This is a genomic window from Burkholderia sp. MSMB617WGS, from assembly GCF_001532025.2.
Lineage (GTDB): Bacteria > Pseudomonadota > Gammaproteobacteria > Burkholderiales > Burkholderiaceae > Burkholderia > Burkholderia savannae.
Window position 1 is genome coordinate 2,517,014 of the sequence record NZ_CP013457.1, and the last position, 19,624, is coordinate 2,536,637.

Genomic DNA, 19,624 nt, shown 5'->3' on the forward strand with positions numbered 1-19,624 from the left:
GGGGCATGCAACGTTATCGAATATCATGAGTTGCATATCCGGCCGATGCGCACACCGCCATTTTCCGTTCGGGCACGAATCCTTATTAACACAACAACGCAAGCAATCGCGAACGTCATTAGATCAACGACGATGCGGGCACGGATCATTGTCTTTTGTCGGCTGCACAATTTGGGTTCCCCCTCCCGTGCGTTTAAGAACGCAAAAACCAGCGCCGTACACTGGACCTGGCGCTTCACCGCGAGGAATAATCGCGAAATAATACGTCTTGCCGGCATCCAAAGGCTTGGGTGGCGTATCCACGCGCGCGCCTTCGATGTACTGACCATATACGATGCACTCGCCGCGTTTCAGATAAACAGGCTTCGCACTGGTTGGAACTTGCACTTCCCAATAATTGATGCCTGGAGTGGTCGGCCCCATTGACCGCGAAACTCCAATAAAGTCAAGTTGCACGACATTTTCGAATTCTTCATCATTCGCTGGAATACAGGCCGCTGGTTTCCCATCCACCTCTTTGATATCGAGAAGAAGCGCCCCTCGAGACATCGCCGCGGTCTGGGCAACACACAATGACAATACAACGCATAGCGCACTACTTCGGAAGATTCGCCTCATTCCTGGGGTCCTGTAAAAGTGGTGCAAGCACCTGACGAAGTTCGTTCGGTGTCCCGACGTAGCCTTGGTGACTCACTGCCGTATGCAAACGCAGAACAATGAGCGCGTAGTAGTCACTCACGAGATTACCCTGCTGTTCCATGTTGTAGTCGTGAAAGACCTGATCGGGTTCGACTTTGTATTCATAAGCGCTATTGCCGCGAATCGTGACAGTTAACGCATGCCAACGCACTACGTATCCTCGCTGGTGCTGCCAGACATGTGTCATCTCGTGCATGAACCACGACTGCATGTACGTCTTTTCGTCAGAAACCGCCGAAAAATCCTCCTCGAAATCCTCCTCGAGGAAATACATGTTGTTGTTCGGCGTCACGGCCGTATGCTTGCTCTGCAAGTTGAACCAGAAATAGCTGCCCTTGTGCACGCGCACCGCGCTGTAATCGATGCTGTCCTGGAACACGGTTTTCGCCATCTCGATCTCGCCCTCGGTCAGCGGCCGGCTCTCGCCCTTGACCGTGACCGATTTCTCCGAACTGCCCACCAGCATGTTGTTGGTCCCGATTCCCTTGATGTCGACCTTCACCGACGGCGGCGGCACATCCGACGTTCTCCCGCAGCAGTCGACGACCTGCGTCGGCGTGAGCGTCGCCGACTGAATCGACGTCGGTCCGTCCGTCGACACGCGCTCGGTTCTCCCGTTGTCGTCAGTGACGCCCGACACGGTCGAGCCATCGGCGAGCTTCAGCTTGTACGCGACGTTGCCGAGCGGCTCGCCGTTTTCGTTGACGAAGCGAATCTGTTCGTCGAACAGCGCGAGCGGCGCGGGAATCGGCAGCGGCGGCAGCGACACGCTCTCCGACGCGGGCCCCGGAAACGGATGCGCGCCCGACTTCACGAGGAACTGCCCCGGCGTCTCGACCGTGATGTCGCCGCCCTTCAGCGTGATCCGGTTCGGCCCCTGCTGCAGCACGATCGCATCCTTCGCGAGCACGTCGACGCGGTTGTCGGTCGATACGATGCGCACCGACTGGTCCGCGAGAATCTCCATCGTCGACGTATGCGCCTCGACGCTCACCGGCCCGTCGCTCGCGATCGCCTTCAACCCGCCCGCGGCGCTGTAGAGGCTCACGGCATCGCCCGACGCAGCCGCGACCGTCGCGGCGGCCGCCACGTGCGCATCGCCCTGCGCGGTCAGATGCACGTGCTGCGCCGCATACGACGCCGCGCTGTGCGGCGTCGTCAGCACGATGTTCTCCGGCGACTCCATCAGCACCGCCGGCGCAGCGAAGCGCTCGACCGGATCGCCGCCGTCGCGCTGCGAGCCGCTCGCCTTCGTCGCGCTCTGCCCGTTGACCGCGCCCGTGTACTTGCCGTCTTGCGCGGGATCGATCGCCTTCAGGAAATCCGCTTGCGCGGCATTGGCGGCCAATTCGCGCGCGTGCGCGGCGGCAGCGGCTTCGCTCATGCCCTGCGCGGTCTGCACCGCCTGCTTCAATTGCCCGACGCTTTGCGCGACGTCCATTTGCGTCGACGTAGCGAGCCGCCGCGCGGTGCTCGACACGAGCACGCCTTCGCCCGCGCGCACGACGCCCCACCCCTGCGTCGCGAGCTCGAACCCTTCGCCGCGATACGCGCCGCGCACCGAGCCCTGCTGCTCGATCAGATAGCCCTGCGCGAGGCGGCTGTTCGCGGTCGAGTTGCCCAGCTCGTGCCGCAGTTGCCCTGCGGCGTCGTCCATCACCCAGCGGCTGCCGGACTGGCCGTCGAGCGTCTGCGTCTGCAGGCCCGTGAGCGTGCCCGGATGATTCGCGTCGCTGCCTTCGCCCGCCGCGAACGGCGGCTGCACGCGTCCGCCGTAGACCTGCCCGAGCACGACGGGCATGTCGATGTTGCCCGATTCGAAACCGATCACGACTTCCGCACCGACGCGCGGCGTGAACGCATGCCCGAAATTCGGCCCGGCCGATGATTCCGCGACGCGCACGAGCACGCCCGACCGATGGTCGCCCGGCGCATGCCCCGCCGGGTTCGAGCGGCTCGCGGTGTCGGTCAGGCCGCCCGGCAGCGGCGCGGCGCCGCGCATCCACGGAAATTGCACGCGCACCTGATGATCGCGCGTGCTGCTGACGCGGCTGCCGGATTCGCCGACGACGATCGCCGTCTGCACGCCGTGCACGGTCGGCCGTTCACGATATGGCGGCACGATCGCCGTGCCCTCCGGCACCGCGACGAAGCGGTTGCGGTACAGCCCCTTGTCGAGCTCGCCGCGCCCGAGCAGCGCGCCGATGTCTGCGCCGAGATTGTTGACCGCCTCGTGCTCGATCGACAGCGGCACGAACGTGATCGCCTTGCCCAGATAGCCGGTGAGCGTGTGGACCTTGCCGATCTCGAGCGTGCGCGACGATCCCGCTCCGTAATGAATCAGCTTCGGCAGGCACAGCGCGTCGAGCCGCTGCTCGGCGAAGCGCTGCGCGTCGTCGATCGTCTCGAAGCGGCCGGCGCGCTGGCCGTCGTAGATTTCGCGCACGGGCAGCACCGGCGCCTTGTCATCGGGCTGCCGCTGCGCGTGCCCGGCGAGCGCGAGCAATTCGTCCGCCTTCCAGCTCGTCGCGACGACACGGTCCGGCACCATCTGATGGCGCTCGGAGAATTGCGTGATCACGCCGTCCGGATCGCCGACGTCCTGATGGCGGTACGCAATCGCGCTGCCGCGCGGGAACTCGGCGCGACGATCGAACACGACGACCGTGTGGTCGCCCGACGCGTCCTTGCCCGCGTCCTGCGCATGCTCGATCCGCAGCGACAGGCCCGCTTCGGCGAGCTGGCGCAGCACGAACGCGTCGTCGGTCTCGCGATACTGGCCGCGCAGGCTGAACTTGCGCAGCGGCTCCTTCAGCTCGTAGCGCCGATGCGCTTCCGGATAGTCGCCGAACACACGCTCGCAGATGTCCTTCGTATCGACGTCGACGAAATACAGGCAATTGCGGCGCAGGCGCAGCAGCGCGAGCCACGACTCCATCGTGATGCGATAGCGCGTGATCTCGCCGTCGCTGTCCGCGTATGCCGCATGCGTGACGTAACCGTTCCAGCTTCGCTCGCCCGCGCCCGTCGCAATCCGCAGCCGCGCCGCGTGGCCGATGAGCGGCGTCAGGTCGAGATACGGCTCGCTCGACAGCACGTCGATCTCGAAGCGGAACGATTCGTCGACGCCCTCGCGCCCGTGGAAGCGTTCGACGACGAACGCGCCCGGCATCGCGGTATCGATCCGGATGTGGCGAGTCGTTTGCGAATAGCCCGTCAATGCTGCGACTAAATCCATGTCAGTTCCCGGTACTCGTGTGCGTTCGCGCTCGGCGATTGCGTTCGATGCGCGTCATTGCGCTGGCTTCGCCCGGCGCGCGGTCGCCGACCATTCGCATGCGTTCGTTCATTGGAACAGCACGCCGATGCCCTTCATGTCGACCTGGCGTTGCATCTGCATCCGCATGCCCTCCATTTCCTCCTGCATCGTCGGCACGCGCGGCTGATCCCAGCGCACGCCGTTCACGAACACGGTCCGCCAGCGCAGGAAGCCCCACAGGAAATAGAACTCGCGGCCGCTCGTTTGCAGCGCGAGGCCGCCCGTCACCTTCGGATCGGTGAGCACGGCGCTGTCCGTCGGCGCGCTCGGGTCCTTCGCGGCGCGCGCCTGCTTGGCCGACTGCATCGCGGCGTCGTAGCGCTTCAGCAGGTCGGCTTGCGGCGCGGTGAGGGGGGAGCGGGGCTCGGGCTCGGGCGGAAGCCCACCGACGGGCCCCAATCCCGTGGAACCCACGCCCATCGCTTGCGTAATCTGCCACGGGCCGGGCATGCCCGTTTCTACACGTTTTTTCCAGGCAGCGTGCGCACGTTCGAAGTCGGCTTGCTTGGCCTTAATCTCCTGAATCTGCTTATGGTTCCACACGTCGTCGTCGTCGCCCAGCGGCTTGAACCAAGAGCGCGAATCGTGCATGTAGTTGTCGTACAGCACGCTGATCGGCGCTTCGGGAGGGTCCATGTTCCAGTCGCTGCGAACTTGTTGCCACTGCTCCCACTTCTCATTGAGTTGGGCTTGCACCAATTTGACCACTTTGTCGCCGAATAGCACGGTCGCAGGGGTGGCCCCCGGAATGAAAACTTCAGCAGCGGCCGCGGCCGGAAGTAGTGACGTGGAGACAACAGCGGCTGTTTTCGGATTCTCGCTGGCCCATTTCGTAACAAACTTCTTCACGTATCGGGTGACCGTCGGGCCGCCGGCTTTCTCGACCTCCAGCAGATCGTCCCATTCCTCCTTCAACTCCGCATTCGCGCTGTCCAAATCCGCTGCATCTTGCGGGTAGCTTGCCTGCGCAGCCTTGAAGCTCGGCTGCGCGCGCATGTCCTTGAGCCGCATCTTGCGCCAACGAAGATACAAGCCGTAATGGCAGCGCATCAGGCCAGGAGTGCCGTGGTCCTTCTCGTAGTAGTAGTTCTCGCTCGCTTTTACGTAGGCTTCGAAAGATTGTTTTAGTCCTGCTGAAATCTTGAATGAAGCGGTGACGTCCGCGCCGATACCTGGTCCCTGGATATCCAAAGGCACACCTGCCTTACGTGCTTCCCGGTACATATCAAGCAGCGGGACTTGCGAAAGTTTGTCGGCATCGTCCTGACCGCGCCCCTGTTCGCCTGGCCCATAGCCGCCGCCGACGTCCGAGTGAACGCCCGGGTAGACGATCTCCTCACGGCCGTCCATCGAACAATCGATAAGATCGAGTGGAAATGATCCACGAGGTTCATGTGCGGCCACCATGTGCACACAACGGCGCACGTAGTAAGGCACGGCCATCAATTCCTTGCGCCCCCATCCCCCATGTCCGTCGAACAAGGTTGCAGCGGCGCTCTGAGCGATGCCAACCGATGCGACCGTATCAAAGATGCCGAGAAAATCGTATGAAACCGGCACCCCGCACAAACTGAAATCGGGATCGAGTGCGTCAGCAAGCCAATTCGAAAAAGTGCGCGCCTCCGCTGCGCCGCGCGAAAATCCGAATACGTACAGCCGAATGCGTTGCAGCTTCGGCTTTCCTTTGACCAGCAGATCACCGATGCGCTCTTTTAACTGGGTACGACGATCCAGCAATACCTTGCGGCGCTTGCTGTCCCAATCTTGCACGGCTGCATTCCACTTCGACGAATCCAACTCGTCCTTGAGCTGCGCCCAATTCGAATCCCAATCCCAAGTCAATTCGACGCCATTCTGCTCGGCAGCAATCAGCTTGAGCGCCCCCACACCAGAATTCGCGCGCAATTTGATGTCGCCTGCGCTTCCCGGTTTAGGTGGTGTGCCGCCAAGATCGATGCCCTTGAAATTCATGTCGAGGCTCATCGATTTTACGATTTCCTTATCCTTTTTTCCTAACGCCACGGTTAACGAGTTACCGTAAACGTAGGTATGTAATGCGTTGTGAATTTGCAAAAGTGCCCAATTGATACGCCCTTCCCCTGCCCATCCCGCTGCCGCACCTGCCGCCGCTTGCAATCCGACACCGTAATCGCCGATCTGGTCAACAAAGGGCGTACCAACTCCCGCAACATAGATGGGAAAGTGGTATCTGTCGTCAGGGAATGTCGCACTCAGGCGAGCCACGTTGCTATCCTTCCGCCCTGCCCTGTCACGACCCGCATTATTACGCGTACCATCAAAAAAAATCCCGATGTGCAGGGTCTTACAACAACCCATGCCATCATCAGATTGGAGTCTACGCAAAATTGCGTCCTGTTCTTCCTTGGTAACGACATTGATGTCGGGACGCTCGGCAGAAGCGAAACAAACGCTCATGGCTTGATCCTTTTATCAGGAACCGGACAACGCGGATCATTGTTCAGTATCGTGAAATTTCCCGGGCAGGCCTCATTTGGCGCCTGCAACCCCTCCGGGAAACCAGGAAATCCGGGCACCCACTGTGACGCATATACTTTAATTTTATCTCCCGGCAAAAATAGCACCCACAAGAATCCATCGGAAAAATATTCATACTTTTCGACGGGTACAACGCGACTTGCCATCGAATCGGGATCTTTTTTAAACATATCGTCATTGCGCCACTCGACTGTGACAGTCAGCCCAGAGTGCCATTTATTCGGCAGGGAAACGCAGCAAAGAATTCTCCTCCCCCCACTACCAATTCGAGATGGGACATTCCCTCCCCACGTCCCATCGACATAAAATCTGCCAATTGGAATCTCGGTATAGTTAAGCGCATTCAACTTCAAACTCATCGCATCGCCCCCTGACTGTGAGAGCGCCTCCTCCCCCTCGTCGACTGACGTTCGATCTGTCGCCCGCGAGCAACCCGCGCCGGCCAGAAACACAATCAGGAATATGGTCAATCTGATAAAAACCTTCATCGGGCCAAAGTGCAAATTCATGACTTGATTCTCTTATCCGGATGAGGGCAGCGCGGATCATCGTTCCTCAGCGTGAAGTGGCCCGGACACGCCTCGTTCGGCGCTTGCAGCCCTTCCGGGAACCCCGGAAAGCCGGGCATCCATTGCGACGCGTACACCTTGATCCGGTCCTCCGGTAAAAACAGCACCCACAAGAATCCGTCGGAAAAGTACTCGTACTTCTCGACCGGCACCACGCGACCCGCTATCGATTTCGGATCTTTCGCGAACATCTCGTCGTTGCGCCATTCGACAGTCACGGTCAGCCCGGGACGCCATTTGTTGGGCAACGATACGCAACAGATAATTCGCCCTCCACCGCTTCCAATACGCGACGGAACATTACCTCCCCATGTGCCATCGACATAAAACCGACCAATGGGGATTTCCGTGTAGTTCAACGCGTTCAGCTTCAGGCTCATCATGTCGTCATCCGCCTGCGACACGGCCTCGCCTTTCCCTCCCGCCTCCAGCGACGCATCGCTCCCCGCACGCGAGCAAGCCGCGACACTCCCCAACAGCGCCAGCAAGAGCAACAACAGGGCAACCGCATCCATCGACCGACGCCCAAGCGCCACCGATGTCACACGTCGAATCCGGGCTCGCATGAACGACCGCACCGCTCCTCGCCCTCCCGACCTCTCGCTCCGCCTCACGATTCACCCACCCCGACTACGCCGACGCTTCGACCGGCGGCACGAGCCATCCCGCCGCCTCGAGCGCATCGAGCGCCGCCCGCGCGCCGGCCGACGGCGGCACGCCTTCCTTCGCCCACGCTTCGCTCACGCACGCATGAGCCTGCGAAGGCGTCGCCGTGAGCCGTCCGAAGCTTTCCGGCCGCTGCCGCACGTGAAAAATCAGCGTGTCGATCCTCGACGCCTGCCTGAGCGCCGCGATCTGATCGGCGTCGAGGCGATACGGCTCGTCGTCGCCGCCGTCGGACGCGATCTCGCCGCCAACCGGCGCGACATCGAGCTCGACGAGCGACGCCGCGCGATCGAACAGCCACCACGCATCGATGCCCGCAAAAAAGCGATTGCGCTGCGCCTGCGTCAGCACGCCCGTCCACGCGGGCACGCAGCGCGTATCCGCGAGCCGCACGAGAAACGCTTCGTCGTCTTCGGCGCGCGCCTCCATCTGCCCGCGCAAATGCGCGGCGAGCGCATCGATGCCGTGCGCGGCGCGCAGCAAGCTCAACATCGGCCGGCCGTCGGTCTCGCGCAGCAAGCCTGCGCACACTTCTTCGCGCGGCTGCGCGTCGTCCGGCAGCGGCATCAGGCAAGGCGAGATTTCCACCAGACCTTCGCCGTCGTAGACGCCTTCGTAAAGCGCGACGACCGTGCCGTTCGGATTCAGCGCCGCGAGCGCATCGCGCAGCGACGGCGAGAAACCCATGTCGACGAGCGCATACCAGCGCCCCTCGGCCGACGGCGCGTCGAGCACTTGCCGCAGGCGCGGCAACGCGCCCGCCGGGTACGGATCGATCCAGTCGAATATCTCGGCCGTCATGCTCAAACCGCCTTGCCGGCCAGTGCGCTGCCCGACTGCATCGCGTGCTTCAGGCACTCGACGCACACCTTCTCGGGAAACTGCGGCAGCGCGGCATCCAGTTGATCCGGGCCGACGAACGTATGCTGCGCCGCGTGCACGACGAGCGAGCCCGGGCAGCCGAACGTGACGTTGCCGCCTTCGATCGTCAGATGCGCGCCGCCGCTGACCGCGAGGTGCACGGTCTGCCTCGCCGCGATCTCGACGTCCGCGCCGACGGAAGCCACTTTCAGGTCGTCGCGCGCGCGCAGCGCGATCGCGTCATGCTGCGCCTGCAGCGTCAGATCGTCCTTGCCGGAGATCACGCTCATGCCGACGCCGCTCGCCGCGCTCGCGCCGGCAAGCCAGCCGATCCCCTGCCCGCTGTGGATGCGCAGCGTCCGACCGACCGCGAGGTTCGTGTCGTTGCCGCTGCCGACCGTCAGCGTCTCGCCCGCCGCCCATTGCAGCGACTGGCCGGCGAGCAATCCGTGGCCGCCCTTCGCTTCGATCCCGAGCACCGCGTCGCCCGTATGGGGCAGCGCGTCGCCCGCCGAGCGGCTCGACGCGTCGGCCGCCGCTTGCGCGTAGCCGTCCGCGCCGACCGTCGTCGCGAGGCTCTTCTTGAGCGCGTCGAGCGGCGCGGCGGCGTCGTTCATCGACGATTGCCCGGCCTGCTGCGCGCCGCGCTGCGCGGCGAACGGCAGGGTCTTGTGCGTATCGGCCGCCTGGTCGAGAAGCTTCGCGAGCGTCGCCTGCTGGCCGAGCAGCGACCGCAGCGCCGACACGTCGCCCGCCGGTTGCGACGGCCCCGTCGGCGCATAGCTGGAGATCAGCATGCCGCGCGCGCCGCGCAACGCGCCGTATGCGTCCGAACGCAGCTCGACGCCCTGCCCGCGAAAGCTGCCGAGATAGTTGTCGGCCTGATGGCGCAGGTGGCCGATGTTGAGCTGCGTCGCCGCGTGCGTCGTCGCCATCTGCATGCGGCCCATGCGGTCGGTATCGTCCGCGACGAGCTGGTTGTGGCCCTGGCCGTCGAAGCCCTGGCTCTTGAAGCCGGACAGCGCGCCGGCGTGACGGTGGCGCTTCGCGCCGCCGCCCGCGCCGTGCCACGCGGGGCTGTGGCCGCCCGCGAGATTGCCTTGCGCGCTCGTCGCGTGATCGCCCGCCTGCGCATACACCGATTCGTCGAGCGGCTGCCCCGCTTCGCCGCCCGGCGTCGGCGCCTCGCCGCCTTCGCCGCGCCCGTTGAACAGCCCGCCGAGCACGATCGGCCGATGCACGAGCCCGTTGACGAACTGCACGAGCACCTCGTGGCCGATCCGCTGCGTCTGCTGCAACCCGTGCCCCTGGCTCGCGAGGCGCTGCATCGCGCGCGTCGGGTACGTGCCCGAATCGCCGTCCGCCTGCCAGTGATAGCGCAGCCGCAGCCGGCCCTGCGCATCGGTGTGGACCGGCCCCGTCGCCCCCGGCCGCGGCTCGCCCTGCGGCCCGACGACGATCGCCGTCTGCGCGCCGAGCGCCGTCGGCGCCGGATTCAGCCGCTGGCCGGTGCCGTCGTCGAGTGTCGGGCGCCACGCCTGCTCGCGCGGCACGGCGTCGAACCGGTTCGCGTAGCCGCCCGCCTTCGCCTGGCCGAGCACGCGCGCGTCGAGATCCGCGAGCGGCAGCGGGCCGAGGCCGCGCTCGACGCGCTCCATCACGGTCGCGGGCAGATTGTTGACGCCGACCTCGTCGATGCGGGTGAGCACGAACGCATCCGGCGCTTGCGCGCCGCCGCGCGGCATGCGCCACGTCGCGCCCGCGATGCGCAGCGCGCGGCCGACGCGCGCGGTGCGCAACGTGCTGTAGCCCGTCCAGAAGCGCGCCGCGGAAACGATCGCCTCCGCGTGCCGGCGCGCGGTGTCTTCGGCTTCGCGCAGGCTGTCGAACGCTTCGGGCCCAACGTCGTCGTACAGCTCGCGCGATCCGGCCGGATTGCCGAGGCTCGCCGTCGCGCTCGTCGACTGGTTGCTGCGGTAGTCGCTGCTGATCAGCGTGACGCGATCCGCGCTCAGCGACAGCGACTGCCCGATGCCGACGATCACGTCGTCCGGTTCCGTCGCCGTCCCGCTCAGGCGCTGCGGCACGCCGCCCGCGCGCGCGGACGTCTCGTCCTCGGGCAGTTGCGTGCTGTCGTCGAAAATCAGCATCGCGTGGCCGGCCGGCGCATCCGCGTCTTCGACGAAGCAAAAGCCGAGCCCCGCTTCGGCCAGCACGTGCCGAACGAAATCGAAATGCGTATGGGTGCGGTATTGCACGCGGTAGTCGCGCGCGCCGAGTTCGGCGACGCGCTGGTTCGCGTCCGCCGTGAAGCGCCAGCGGGCGATCGCGCCGTACGGCGCGAACACCGCGCCGAGCACGTCCGCGACGCCCTGCCGGACGAACGTACGCTCGTCGCGCCCGTGCGCGAGCGCGGCGAGCCACGGCACGAGCTGCAGGTAATAGCGCGCGAGGCCGGCGTCATAGCCGATGCATTCGGCTTGCGCGACGAGCCCGCTGCGCACGGCACTCGCGCCGTGCGGCAGCGCGGTGCGGATCGTCACGCGCTGCCCGAGCATCGCCTCGAGGTCGAGGCCGGGATCGGTCGCGAGCGCGTAGACGTCCCATTGGAAATTCTCGGAGAGCGTCTCGCGGCCCGCCCAGCGCTCGATCTGCAGCGACGCGAGCTCGCCCGGGCCGTCGAGGGAATAGAGACAATTGGCAGCGCTGAAAAGCGACGTGAATTGCGTGATCACGCTCATGAGAATCCCGCTCTCTCGGAGTTCGACTATTTTTTGAATACGGCTCGTTGCGACGAAAACGGGACAACGGATAAAACCACTGCGCAGCGCGATCACCACCCTCGAACGATCGCGATAATGCAGCGTAGCCAAACCCCGATTGCGCGCGATGCGATCCGGCTTGCCGAATCACCGGGACGCGCCCCGCCGCCAAGGCCGCCGGACGGTAGGTCCCCCATTTATCGCGCACTATTTTAAATTACGCGGCGGCGCTAGGCTATAGGACACCGATACGAAACCCGAGCAAAAACGCGCAACCGGGCGCTATCTCAAAATGAAAATGTTTCGTACTGCCGCGAACGGGACGATTTCCAAAGTCGCTCAGTAAATATTGCCGCCGAGGTAATTAATTCCGCCAGCCAAATTCCGATATCGTCGCCAATGGCGATTAGCCGGTAAAATCGGCCCCGCCCGCGCCGAGCGCGGGCGGAAACCGACCCGCTCGACGCACGCCCGCCGAGCGTCCCGAAGGAGACCACACCATGGCACGCCCGTTCATCGTGCTCGGCGACAAGCACAGCCACGGCGGCACCGTCACGACGGCGGCCGCGACGTCCGCGATCCACGGCAAGGGCATCGCGCGACGCAACGACAAGGTCTCGTGTCCGATCCACGGATCGAACCACATCGTCGAAGGCGACGACACGATGATCATCGACAACGAAGGCGTCGCGCGCGACGGCTACCGGACAGCCTGCGGCGCGGCGCTCATCGCGAGCCAGTCGAACACGGGCGGCGACGCGGCGTGACGAATGCATCGACGGGGAATCGCATGAAGCAGCGCGCGTGGTTGAGCAAGACGGCCCTCGTGGCCGCGGTATTCGTTCTGGTTTGGATCGCGACGATCGTTTACTGGAAAGCGACGTATCACCCGCCGAGCGGGACGGAGCTGCTGGTGTACGGCATCGCGCTGCCGTCGCTGCTCGCCGCGTGCGTCGCGTGGGCGCGCAAGGCCGTCGGCCGGCTGCGTGAAGCACCCGCCGCCGCATCGCAGGCCGTCGCCATGGCGGCGTCCGCCCATGGCCCGCACGCTGCCCATGCCGCACCGGCCGCGGACGAAGCGGCGCAGCGCAGGTGGACGCTCGCGCTGCTCGATAGCAGCGTGAGATTTCCGACGGGCGCGACGACGGCTGAAGCCGACGACGCCGCCCGCAACGAAACCGCCGTCGGCCTGCACCCCGAGCTGCGCCGCCCGGACGGCGCGGGCGTGTTCGCGAGCGGCGTGGCGTCGGTCTCGCTCGACCACTTCGACGAAAGCCTGCTGCCGCCCGGCACGGGCGCCGCGCTGAACGACGAGCACTGGCGCGCGCTGATGCTCGCCGCCGACGCGCTCGACGAGTTGCTCGAGCGCCACGCGGTGCTGTCGACGGGCGGCGCATCCCGCGTTGCCGAGCCGCTCAAGCTGCATCTGCTGCTGCCCGAGCGCTGGCAGCCGGTGGCGGCCACGCTCGCCGCGTGGCTCGACGCGCACGTCGCGCGCGAACGCTGGATGCCGGGCGTCGAGCGCGTGCAGACCCGCATGATCGCGGACCCGGTGCAGGCATGGACGATCGTCGACGAACTGATCGTGTCGCTCCATCACCAGCCGTCGGATGCGCGCCATGTCGTGCTCGCGTGCGATTCGTCACTGAGCGACGCGACCGTGCGCGCGCTCGACGACAACGGCAGCCTGTACGGACACAACCGGCCGAACGGCCGCGTTCCGGGCGAAGGCGCCTGCGCGCTGCTGCTCGCGCATCCCGCGTCGGCGGATGCGATGGACGCGCCGCGCATTCACCGGCTCGTCGCGGCTCGCTCCCGCGCCGCAGGCGACGCGGCGGCCGAGCCGCAATCCGATACGCTCGCGCAATTGCTCGACGCGGCGCGCACGCAGACCGCATCGGCCGAGCTCGATCTGTCCGGCTGCGGGCTCGTGAGCGACGCCAACCAGCGCGGCGGCAGCCGCACCGAAATCGCGGGCGTCGTCGAGCGAACCTGGCCCGACGACGGCCGCGAACGTTGCCGGCATCTCGGCGTCGCGAACGGAGAAAGCGGCGCGGCACTCGCGCTCGGCGCGCTCGCTGTGGCCGGCTGGCGCGCGAACGAAGAACGGCAGCCGACGTTCGCGGCGTCGATCGGCGATCCGGCTGCGCGCGGCGTCATGCTCGTCACGCCCGAGCCGATCGGGCCGGATCTCGCAGCCGCCGCCTGAGCACGCCGAAGCCGGCCGCGCGTGCGCCGCGGCTGCGTCGCGCGTCTAGATCAGAAATCCGCCGCCCGAGCGGCGCGCACGCCGGCACAGCGCGTCGCCCGTCCGGCTCGACACGAGCACGAGCTGCGTGAAGCCGTTCGGCGCGACGTACTGGCTCAGCAGGCAATCCATCAGTTGCGCGAACGTGTGGACGCCCGTACCGGCGAAGCAGTCTTCGTCGACCGTGATGCGAATCTCGAGCCCTCGCACGACGCTCGCGAACGGCTTCTCGGATACCCACGCCGTCACGGGTTTTTGCGACACGTCGACGATGCCCGCGATCTGCCGGACGGTAGCCGGCGACTCCTGCAGGTCGTGAAGCTTCAGCATGTCGCGCACGGCGCCGGCGCCGCCCGCGAGCAGCAGCGAATTCAGCGACAGTTGCGAGATCAGGCGCCACAGCGCGCCGCGGTCGTCGCGCAAACGAAGCGGCCGCGTGGGCCGCTGCAGCAGGCTGATCCGGCTCGCGAGCGTGCCGCCCTCCATCATCAGATCGCCGCCCGGCGCGCCGTGCGGCAGTTGCTCCGGCAAGTCGCGATTGCTGCACGTGAGCTTGAAGTCGACGCCGGGCGGCGGCGCGACCGGGTCGAGCGCGCCGTCGACGAAGCCGAGCGACAGTTCGTGCCCCGGCTCGCTTCTCGCGATCAGCGCGTCGCGCCGCATGCGCCAGTACGACGACGCCCGCGCCGCGTGCCCGCCGTGGTACAGCGAATGGAGCGACCGGAACGCCGTGATCCGCTCGCCCTGCGGCGTGTCCTCGACCTGCGTCACCGCGTCGACGGAATAGACCTCGTACGCGTAGGCATTCTGCTTGTCGACGACGAGCGGATACATGTGCGTGCCCGACGCCGCGCCCGGCTGCGCGCCGAGCTTGCCGGACGTCTCGAACAGGTTGATCACCGGCGTGCATCCGAGCCGCACGTGCTCGGCGCTCAGCGATTCGAGCACGCTCGCCTTCGCGGAATCGGCCGGGATGTCCTTCAGCAGCAAATGGAGCGTGAATTGCCGTCCGCCGAGCCGCCCGGCCTCACGCAGATCGCAATCGAAGAAGCCGAACTTCTCGGGAAAAGCGAAATACTCCGTGAGCAGCGGATACGCGGGATGCACGGTGTCCGGACAGGGAATCAGGCTGTCGTCGCGCGACACGCCGGCGGCCGAGAACGGCACGCGGCCGAGCGCCGCCCAGCGCCCGCTCTGCGCCGATTCGACATACGCGTGCACCGCGTGCAACGACAGCGCGTCGCGCAGCGCGGCGCTCAGCAGCGGCTCGCCGCGCACGTACAGGCGAACCGTGTCGAGCTTCAGGTCGGCGACGCACGCGTGCGGCGAACGGATCGCGAACGTGAGCGAGATTTGCGCGCCCGCGTTCGGCGGCAGCCGGAACGACATCGGCGCCTGCGGCATCGCGTGAAAGCGCGCCGCGCTCACTTGCAGCGGCGACAGCGTCACATCGTAGGCAGTGCGGAAGAACATCTTCGCGCCCTTGACGGGCCGGCTGTACAGCTGCGTGCCGCGCGGCACGACGACTGCCGCCGACATCTGCGCCGCGCGGCTCGCGTCGACGTCGAAGGCGGCGATCGAGCACGACGGAAACGCGCGCAGATAATGCGGGTACAGCACCTCGACGAACGCCTTCGTGAATTCGGAGTAATCGTCCTCGATGTGCTGCGACGCGCGCGCGCCCGTCAGCGCGAACGACTCGAACAACCGCTCGACCTGGGGGTCCTCGCTGCTGCCGTCGGCGCCGCTCGCGAGCTGCATGCGGCTCGCGATCTTCGGATAGCGCTCGGCGAAATCGCGCACATGGCGGCGCAGGAACGCCAGTTCCCGTTCGTAGTAAGAGAGGAGTTCATCCATCAGCGGTTCTCGAAAGTGCCGTCGCACGCCGGTCGGCCGATGCCGACGGCACGGCTCACCATGCGTTCGGCGAAAGCGCGAACGGCCGGACCGCCGTGCGGGCCCGAATGGACGAACGTTGCGCGGGCAATCAGCCTGGGCCGACGCGACGGCCAACTTTACCGGAACATTCGGGTGCAGTCCACGCCGCGGCCCGCGCGTCGGCCGATCGGGCTATCCGCGGCGAACGCGCGCCAGGGCGGCGACGCGCGACGACGGACGCGACGGGTGACGACGCGATTGGCGCGGTCGGCGCGGTCGGTGCGGTCGGTGCGGTCGATGCGGCCGGTGAGGTCGGTGAGGTCGATGAGGTCGATGAGGTCGGTGAGGTCGGTGAGGTCGGTGAGATCGGTGAGGTCGGTGCGGCCGGTGCGGCCGGTGCGGCCGGTGAGGTTGGTGCGAGCGGACGCGCGCGCTCGGTGCTGTCACCGTCGGCCAGACGCTCGCCCGCTCACCGCGCGCTTCGACTCGATCAGCGCCCGGACGCGCATCGCGGCTTCAGGCGTCGCGCGATTGCAGACGTCTCGGCGTTCGCGGCGAACGCCGAGCAGGACCGGCGTGCGATCGAGGCGCTCGGCGCCGAGCAAGCGACGCGGACGACGCGCGATTGCGCGCAATCGCAGCAGACCGACGCGGCGCCCCCGATGGGAAGACAATGAGTGCGCAACGGGAAAGATGACGAACGAACCGCGCAGCCTCCTTCATTCCGCACTTCGCCTCTCCGCGACGCCCATCGGGCAGCGCGGCGAACGGCATTCGCGCGATCGCGCCGACAACCCGCGTCGCGCCGATACCGACGTCGCCTCAACGTTGCCTTGACGTCGGCTCGATACCGCCTCGATACCGCCTAGACGTTGCCTCGACGTCGCCTCGATGCCGCTCCGGCAATCCTCCGAGCCATCGCCGTCGAGCGGCCCGAACCGCACGTCGTCCGCCACGCTCGCCGAGCGGCGCCTCCCCGGCTCTGGGTTAGAATTTTTGCGGCGTGCCGCGCGCGGCACGCAATGCATCGACGCGCAGGAGTGCCGACGAAGATCAGCAAGTGCCGCAACCGCCGCCGAGCCCTCGGCGCAGCGACGCGCCCCGCCGGGCGCGCAGGAAGAGCCGCACGGTCAGGTGCCGCAGGATGCCGGCGGGCCGCGCGTATCGCCGTCACGTCAAACGCTCGGGCATGAACTCGATGAAACAACGAAAATCGCTTCCGCTACCGGGCGTCGCCGCGACGCTCGCGCTATGCGCGCCGCTCGAGGGCTGCGGCTCGCGCGGCGCGCCTTCGTACGTGCTGTTCGGCGCGTATTTCCCGCGCTGGCTGCTGAGCGCCGTGATCGGCGCGGCGGCCGCGCTCGTCGCGCAATGGGCGCGCATCGCGCGCGCGAAGGACGCCGACTCGCGCCGCACGCAAACCGCCGCGGCGCTCGCGCAGCACGCGAGCCTGCGGCAGGACCTCGGGTTGATCCACTATGCGCCGTCGTGGGTGCGGCCGGCGCCGGACCGGGTCGCGAGCCGGCGGCGGACGCTCGCGGAACTGGACGCGCTCGAAGGCCCGCTGTTCCTGCTCGCCGAACGCGCAGCGGGCGAGGATGGCCTCGCGGACGTCGATGCGCGCTTGCGCCGCGTCGCGCGCAATGCAAGCGATGCGGGCGACGGCACGAGTGCGAATGCAAGCGATGCGGGCAATGACACGAGCTCGAATGCGGGCGATGCAGGCGATGACGCGAGTGCGAACGCGCGCGATGCAGGCGATGACGCGAGCGCGAATGCGGGCGATGCGAGCAATGACACGAGTGCGAATGCGGGCGATGCAGGCAATGACGCGAGTGCGAATGCGGGCGATGCAGGCGATGACACGCATGCAAAAGCGCGCGATGCCGCAACCGATGCGCCGCACGCCGCCGACACGCACGCTGCCCCGCCGGGCACCGCATCCACCGCACCCGCCGTGACGCCGCACGCGCTCGGCGCAAGCGACGCCGCAACCCGCCATGCCGAATCCGAATCCGAATCCGAATCCGAATCCGAATCCGAATCCGAAGCCGAAGCCGAAGCCGAAGCCCGAGCCAATGCCGAAACCGAAACCGCAGACGCAGACGCGCCGCGACGCACGCTGCTGAACCTGATCGACGCGCGCCTCGCCCGCCTCGCCGAGACCGCGCGACAACGAGACGTATCGAAGGAGCCGACGAATCATGCGCGCGCTTAATCCGATGTCACTGTCGATCGCGCTTGCCGTGGCCGGCCTCGCGGGCTGCGCGACGTCATCGCTCGACATGGCGCCCGACGCACCCGATCGCCCGTGGCGGCCGCAGACGGACGTCGCCGGCGCGATCGTGCCCGGATCATCGACGCCCGCAGCGAGCGTCGCGCGCGGCGATTACACGCTGCCCGCGAACGGCGCGCTCGCCGAGGTGCCGCCCGCCGCGCGCTCGATCCGGCACATGCGTACACGCTGCCCGAGCTGATCGACCTCGCCGAATCGACGAATCCGCTGACGCGCATCGCCTGGAACGACGCGCGCAACGCGGCGCTCGCAGCCGGCATCGCGAAGGCCGCGTATCTGCCGCAACTGTCGGCGGCCGCGATGGGCGGCTATCTCGCCGGGCAGAACGCGCTGCGCACGAGCCTCGCATCGCACGAGGCGGCGGCGGCGGCGCTCGTCGACGCCGCACAGACGACCTACGACGCCGCGCTCGACGCGTATCGGCACGGCGTCGGATCGATCACCGACGCAATGCTCGCGCAGAACGGCCTGCTTGCGGCGCGGACCGCTTACGCGGACAGCTACAGCGCCGCGCTGTCGGCCGCGGCGTCGCTCGCGCTCGCGACGGGGACGGTCGCGCAAGCGCAGGAAACGGCGCAACGATAAGGATCGCGAACCGGAACCGCGTTCCGTCGCGGCGCAACTCGGGAAGGCTCCATGCCCGAGCCGGCCGCGATGCGCGATGCTGCGCCGCGCATGCCCGCCGTGCGCGTCGGCCGCCTAATTGCGCCGCCTATTTCCGCCGCCTACGTCCGCCACCTATGTCCGCCGCGTAAGTCCGCCGCGCCTACCGGCGCTCTTCGTCTGCCCGCTCGTCGCCGCCGTGCCCGGAACCGGCAATGGCCGCGTCGAGCAGACGCATCAGCGTGCCGTTCGGCTGCGCCAGATCGTCCAGCACGGAAAAATGCGTGCAGCCCGGCACGTGGGCGCCCCATACCGGCTCGCCCGCCGCCGCGCACGCAGCCGTATAGTCGTCCGCCTGGCGCACGAGCTCAGGCAGTTCGTCGGCGCCGACCGCGACGACCGTCGGCGCGCCCTTTCCGACGTGCCACAACGGGCTGTAGGCCGCGATTTCGCGCTCGCTCAACTGCAGTTTCTCGTTGAGCCACGACAGGCTGATCGGTTCGAGATCGACGAGCGGGCTGATCGCGAGCGCGCTCGTCACGAACGCATGGCCGCGATGCAACGCGCTCAGATGTCCGCCCGCCGAATGCCCGCTCAGGCAAAGCGGCCGTCCCGCGGTGCCGAGGCCGTCCCGATCGGCGCGCAGATGATCGATCAAGCGGCCGATTTCGTCGACGATCTGCGTCATCGACGCGTCGGGCGCAAGCGTGTACTCGGCCAGCACGACGTTGAATCCGCGTGCGAGCGGCCCGTGCGCCACGAACGCGAAATCCTCTTTCGCGCAGTTCTGCCAATATCCGCCGTGAATGAACACGAAGGTCGGCGCGTTCGCGCGGCCGCCGGGAAGCCAGTCGAAACGCTCGCGCGGCCGATCGCCGTAGCGCAAGTCGCGCCGGCCGCGAACGCGCTCGTACAGCGCGGCGCTGCGCGTGCGGAAATCGGCCAATACCGCCGGGAAATTCGCAATCGCCCGAGTGTTGTTGTACGCCCTGTCGAGCGCCGCGCGGCCCATGCCGCGATACAGTCGTTCCATCGTCGATCCGCCGATATTCGGAATGTGGGAAAACGCATGGCATCCGATTGTGGCGGCGCCCACCGGCGCCGTCTATCCGGAAAGTGCGCCGATTCGATGCGGCGCTGTCCGCTTTTTACGTCCCGTCATCGCCGGCCATTGCATGTCCGCCGCATGTCCGCCGCATGTCCGTT

The 19,624-nt window shown here is 66.7% G+C and carries 13 protein-coding genes and 1 pseudogene; 5 read left to right on the forward strand and 9 right to left on the reverse strand.

Annotated features, from left to right (window positions below):
* Nucleotides 1-123 precede the first annotated feature (123 nt).
* From WT60_RS12345 to WT60_RS12375, 7 genes are all read right to left on the reverse strand, one after another.
* Nucleotides 124-618 (reverse strand): hypothetical protein, encoded by a 495-nt coding sequence (locus WT60_RS12345; RefSeq protein ID WP_038751363.1) that lies wholly within the window; start codon nt 616-618, stop codon nt 124-126.
* Nucleotides 596-3,937: a type VI secretion system tip protein VgrG gene (vgrG, locus tag WT60_RS12350; protein ID WP_060355379.1), complete on the reverse strand. Its 3,342-nt coding sequence runs from the start codon at nt 3,935-3,937 to the stop codon at nt 596-598. Before vgrG ends, WT60_RS12345 begins: the two co-directional genes overlap by 23 nt.
* Nucleotides 3,938-4,045: 108 nt before the next feature.
* Nucleotides 4,046-6,454, reverse strand: a complete 2,409-nt coding sequence (locus WT60_RS12355) for a DUF2235 domain-containing protein (RefSeq protein ID WP_060355378.1) — start codon at nt 6,452-6,454, stop codon at nt 4,046-4,048.
* Nucleotides 6,451-7,023 (reverse strand): DUF3304 domain-containing protein, encoded by a 573-nt coding sequence (locus WT60_RS12360; protein WP_100185345.1) that lies wholly within the window; start codon nt 7,021-7,023, stop codon nt 6,451-6,453. The genes WT60_RS12355 and WT60_RS12360 overlap by 4 nt, the downstream gene beginning before the upstream one ends.
* Before the next feature lie 17 nt (nt 7,024-7,040).
* Nucleotides 7,041-7,619, reverse strand: coding sequence for a DUF3304 domain-containing protein (locus WT60_RS12365; protein WP_059671134.1), 579 nt, complete (start codon nt 7,617-7,619; stop codon nt 7,041-7,043).
* Nucleotides 7,620-7,734: 115 nt separating this feature from the next.
* Nucleotides 7,735-8,571, reverse strand: a complete 837-nt coding sequence (locus WT60_RS12370) for a DUF4123 domain-containing protein (protein ID WP_060355377.1) — start codon at nt 8,569-8,571, stop codon at nt 7,735-7,737.
* Between the two features lie 2 nt (nt 8,572-8,573).
* On the reverse strand, nt 8,574-11,372 hold the full coding sequence (locus tag WT60_RS12375) for a type VI secretion system Vgr family protein (protein WP_060355376.1): 2,799 nt from the start codon (nt 11,370-11,372) through the stop codon (nt 8,574-8,576).
* A 521-nt stretch (nt 11,373-11,893) separates the two neighbouring features.
* On the opposite strand from WT60_RS12375, the gene WT60_RS12385 reads away from it, so the two are divergent.
* Nucleotides 11,894-12,160 carry a PAAR domain-containing protein gene (locus WT60_RS12385; RefSeq protein ID WP_059582968.1) on the forward strand — a complete coding sequence of 89 codons (267 nt, stop codon included), beginning with the start codon at nt 11,894-11,896 and terminating at the stop codon, nt 12,158-12,160.
* Between the two features lie 23 nt (nt 12,161-12,183).
* Nucleotides 12,184-13,602: a hypothetical protein gene (locus WT60_RS12390; protein WP_060355387.1), complete on the forward strand. Its 1,419-nt coding sequence runs from the start codon at nt 12,184-12,186 to the stop codon at nt 13,600-13,602.
* Between the two features lie 45 nt (nt 13,603-13,647).
* On the opposite strand, the gene tssF is transcribed toward WT60_RS12390, so the two are convergent.
* Complete coding sequence (gene tssF / locus WT60_RS12395; protein WP_060355375.1) at nt 13,648-15,498, reverse strand: type VI secretion system baseplate subunit TssF; 1,851 nt, start codon at nt 15,496-15,498, stop codon at nt 13,648-13,650.
* A 107-nt stretch (nt 15,499-15,605) separates the two neighbouring features.
* On the opposite strand from tssF, the gene WT60_RS33600 reads away from it, so the two are divergent.
* The 3 genes and pseudogenes from WT60_RS33600 to WT60_RS12420 form a co-directional block, all read left to right on the forward strand.
* On the forward strand, nt 15,606-16,196 hold the full coding sequence (locus WT60_RS33600) for a hypothetical protein (protein WP_145986778.1): 591 nt from the start codon (nt 15,606-15,608) through the stop codon (nt 16,194-16,196).
* A 521-nt stretch (nt 16,197-16,717) separates the two neighbouring features.
* Complete coding sequence (locus WT60_RS35160; protein WP_236860820.1) at nt 16,718-17,737, forward strand: hypothetical protein; 1,020 nt, start codon at nt 16,718-16,720, stop codon at nt 17,735-17,737.
* Nucleotides 17,724-18,121 (forward strand): annotated as a pseudogene (locus tag WT60_RS12420) (TolC family protein); the annotation flags it as partial. The gene WT60_RS35160 and the pseudogene WT60_RS12420, both read left to right, overlap by 14 nt.
* 460 nt (nt 18,122-18,581) lie before the next feature.
* Here WT60_RS12420 and WT60_RS12430 read toward each other — a convergent pair.
* Nucleotides 18,582-19,451, reverse strand: a complete 870-nt coding sequence (locus WT60_RS12430) for an alpha/beta hydrolase (RefSeq protein ID WP_052145136.1) — start codon at nt 19,449-19,451, stop codon at nt 18,582-18,584.
* Nucleotides 19,452-19,624 lie beyond the last annotated feature (173 nt).

Excerpts from the sequence above, each read along its gene's own strand:
- WT60_RS12345 (WP_038751363.1), bottom strand. The coding sequence starts at position 618 with ATGAGGCGAATCTTCCGAAGTAGTGCGCTATGCGTTGTATTGTCATTG.
- vgrG (WP_060355379.1), bottom strand. The coding sequence starts at position 3,937 with ATGGATTTAGTCGCAGCATTGACGGGCTATTCGCAAACGACTCGCCAC.
- WT60_RS12355 (WP_060355378.1), bottom strand. The coding sequence starts at position 6,454 with ATGAGCGTTTGTTTCGCTTCTGCCGAGCGTCCCGACATCAATGTCGTT.
- WT60_RS12360 (WP_100185345.1), bottom strand. The coding sequence starts at position 7,023 with ATGAAGGTTTTTATCAGATTGACCATATTCCTGATTGTGTTTCTGGCC.
- WT60_RS12365 (WP_059671134.1), bottom strand. The coding sequence starts at position 7,619 with ATGGATGCGGTTGCCCTGTTGTTGCTCTTGCTGGCGCTGTTGGGGAGT.
- WT60_RS12370 (WP_060355377.1), bottom strand. The coding sequence starts at position 8,571 with ATGACGGCCGAGATATTCGACTGGATCGATCCGTACCCGGCGGGCGCG.
- WT60_RS12375 (WP_060355376.1), bottom strand. The coding sequence starts at position 11,372 with ATGAGCGTGATCACGCAATTCACGTCGCTTTTCAGCGCTGCCAATTGT.
- WT60_RS12385 (WP_059582968.1), top strand. The coding sequence starts at position 11,894 with ATGGCACGCCCGTTCATCGTGCTCGGCGACAAGCACAGCCACGGCGGC.
- WT60_RS12390 (WP_060355387.1), top strand. The coding sequence starts at position 12,184 with ATGAAGCAGCGCGCGTGGTTGAGCAAGACGGCCCTCGTGGCCGCGGTA.
- tssF (WP_060355375.1), bottom strand. The coding sequence starts at position 15,498 with ATGGATGAACTCCTCTCTTACTACGAACGGGAACTGGCGTTCCTGCGC.
- WT60_RS33600 (WP_145986778.1), top strand. The coding sequence starts at position 15,606 with ATGGACGAACGTTGCGCGGGCAATCAGCCTGGGCCGACGCGACGGCCA.
- WT60_RS35160 (WP_236860820.1), top strand. The coding sequence starts at position 16,718 with ATGAAACAACGAAAATCGCTTCCGCTACCGGGCGTCGCCGCGACGCTC.
- WT60_RS12430 (WP_052145136.1), bottom strand. The coding sequence starts at position 19,451 with ATGGAACGACTGTATCGCGGCATGGGCCGCGCGGCGCTCGACAGGGCG.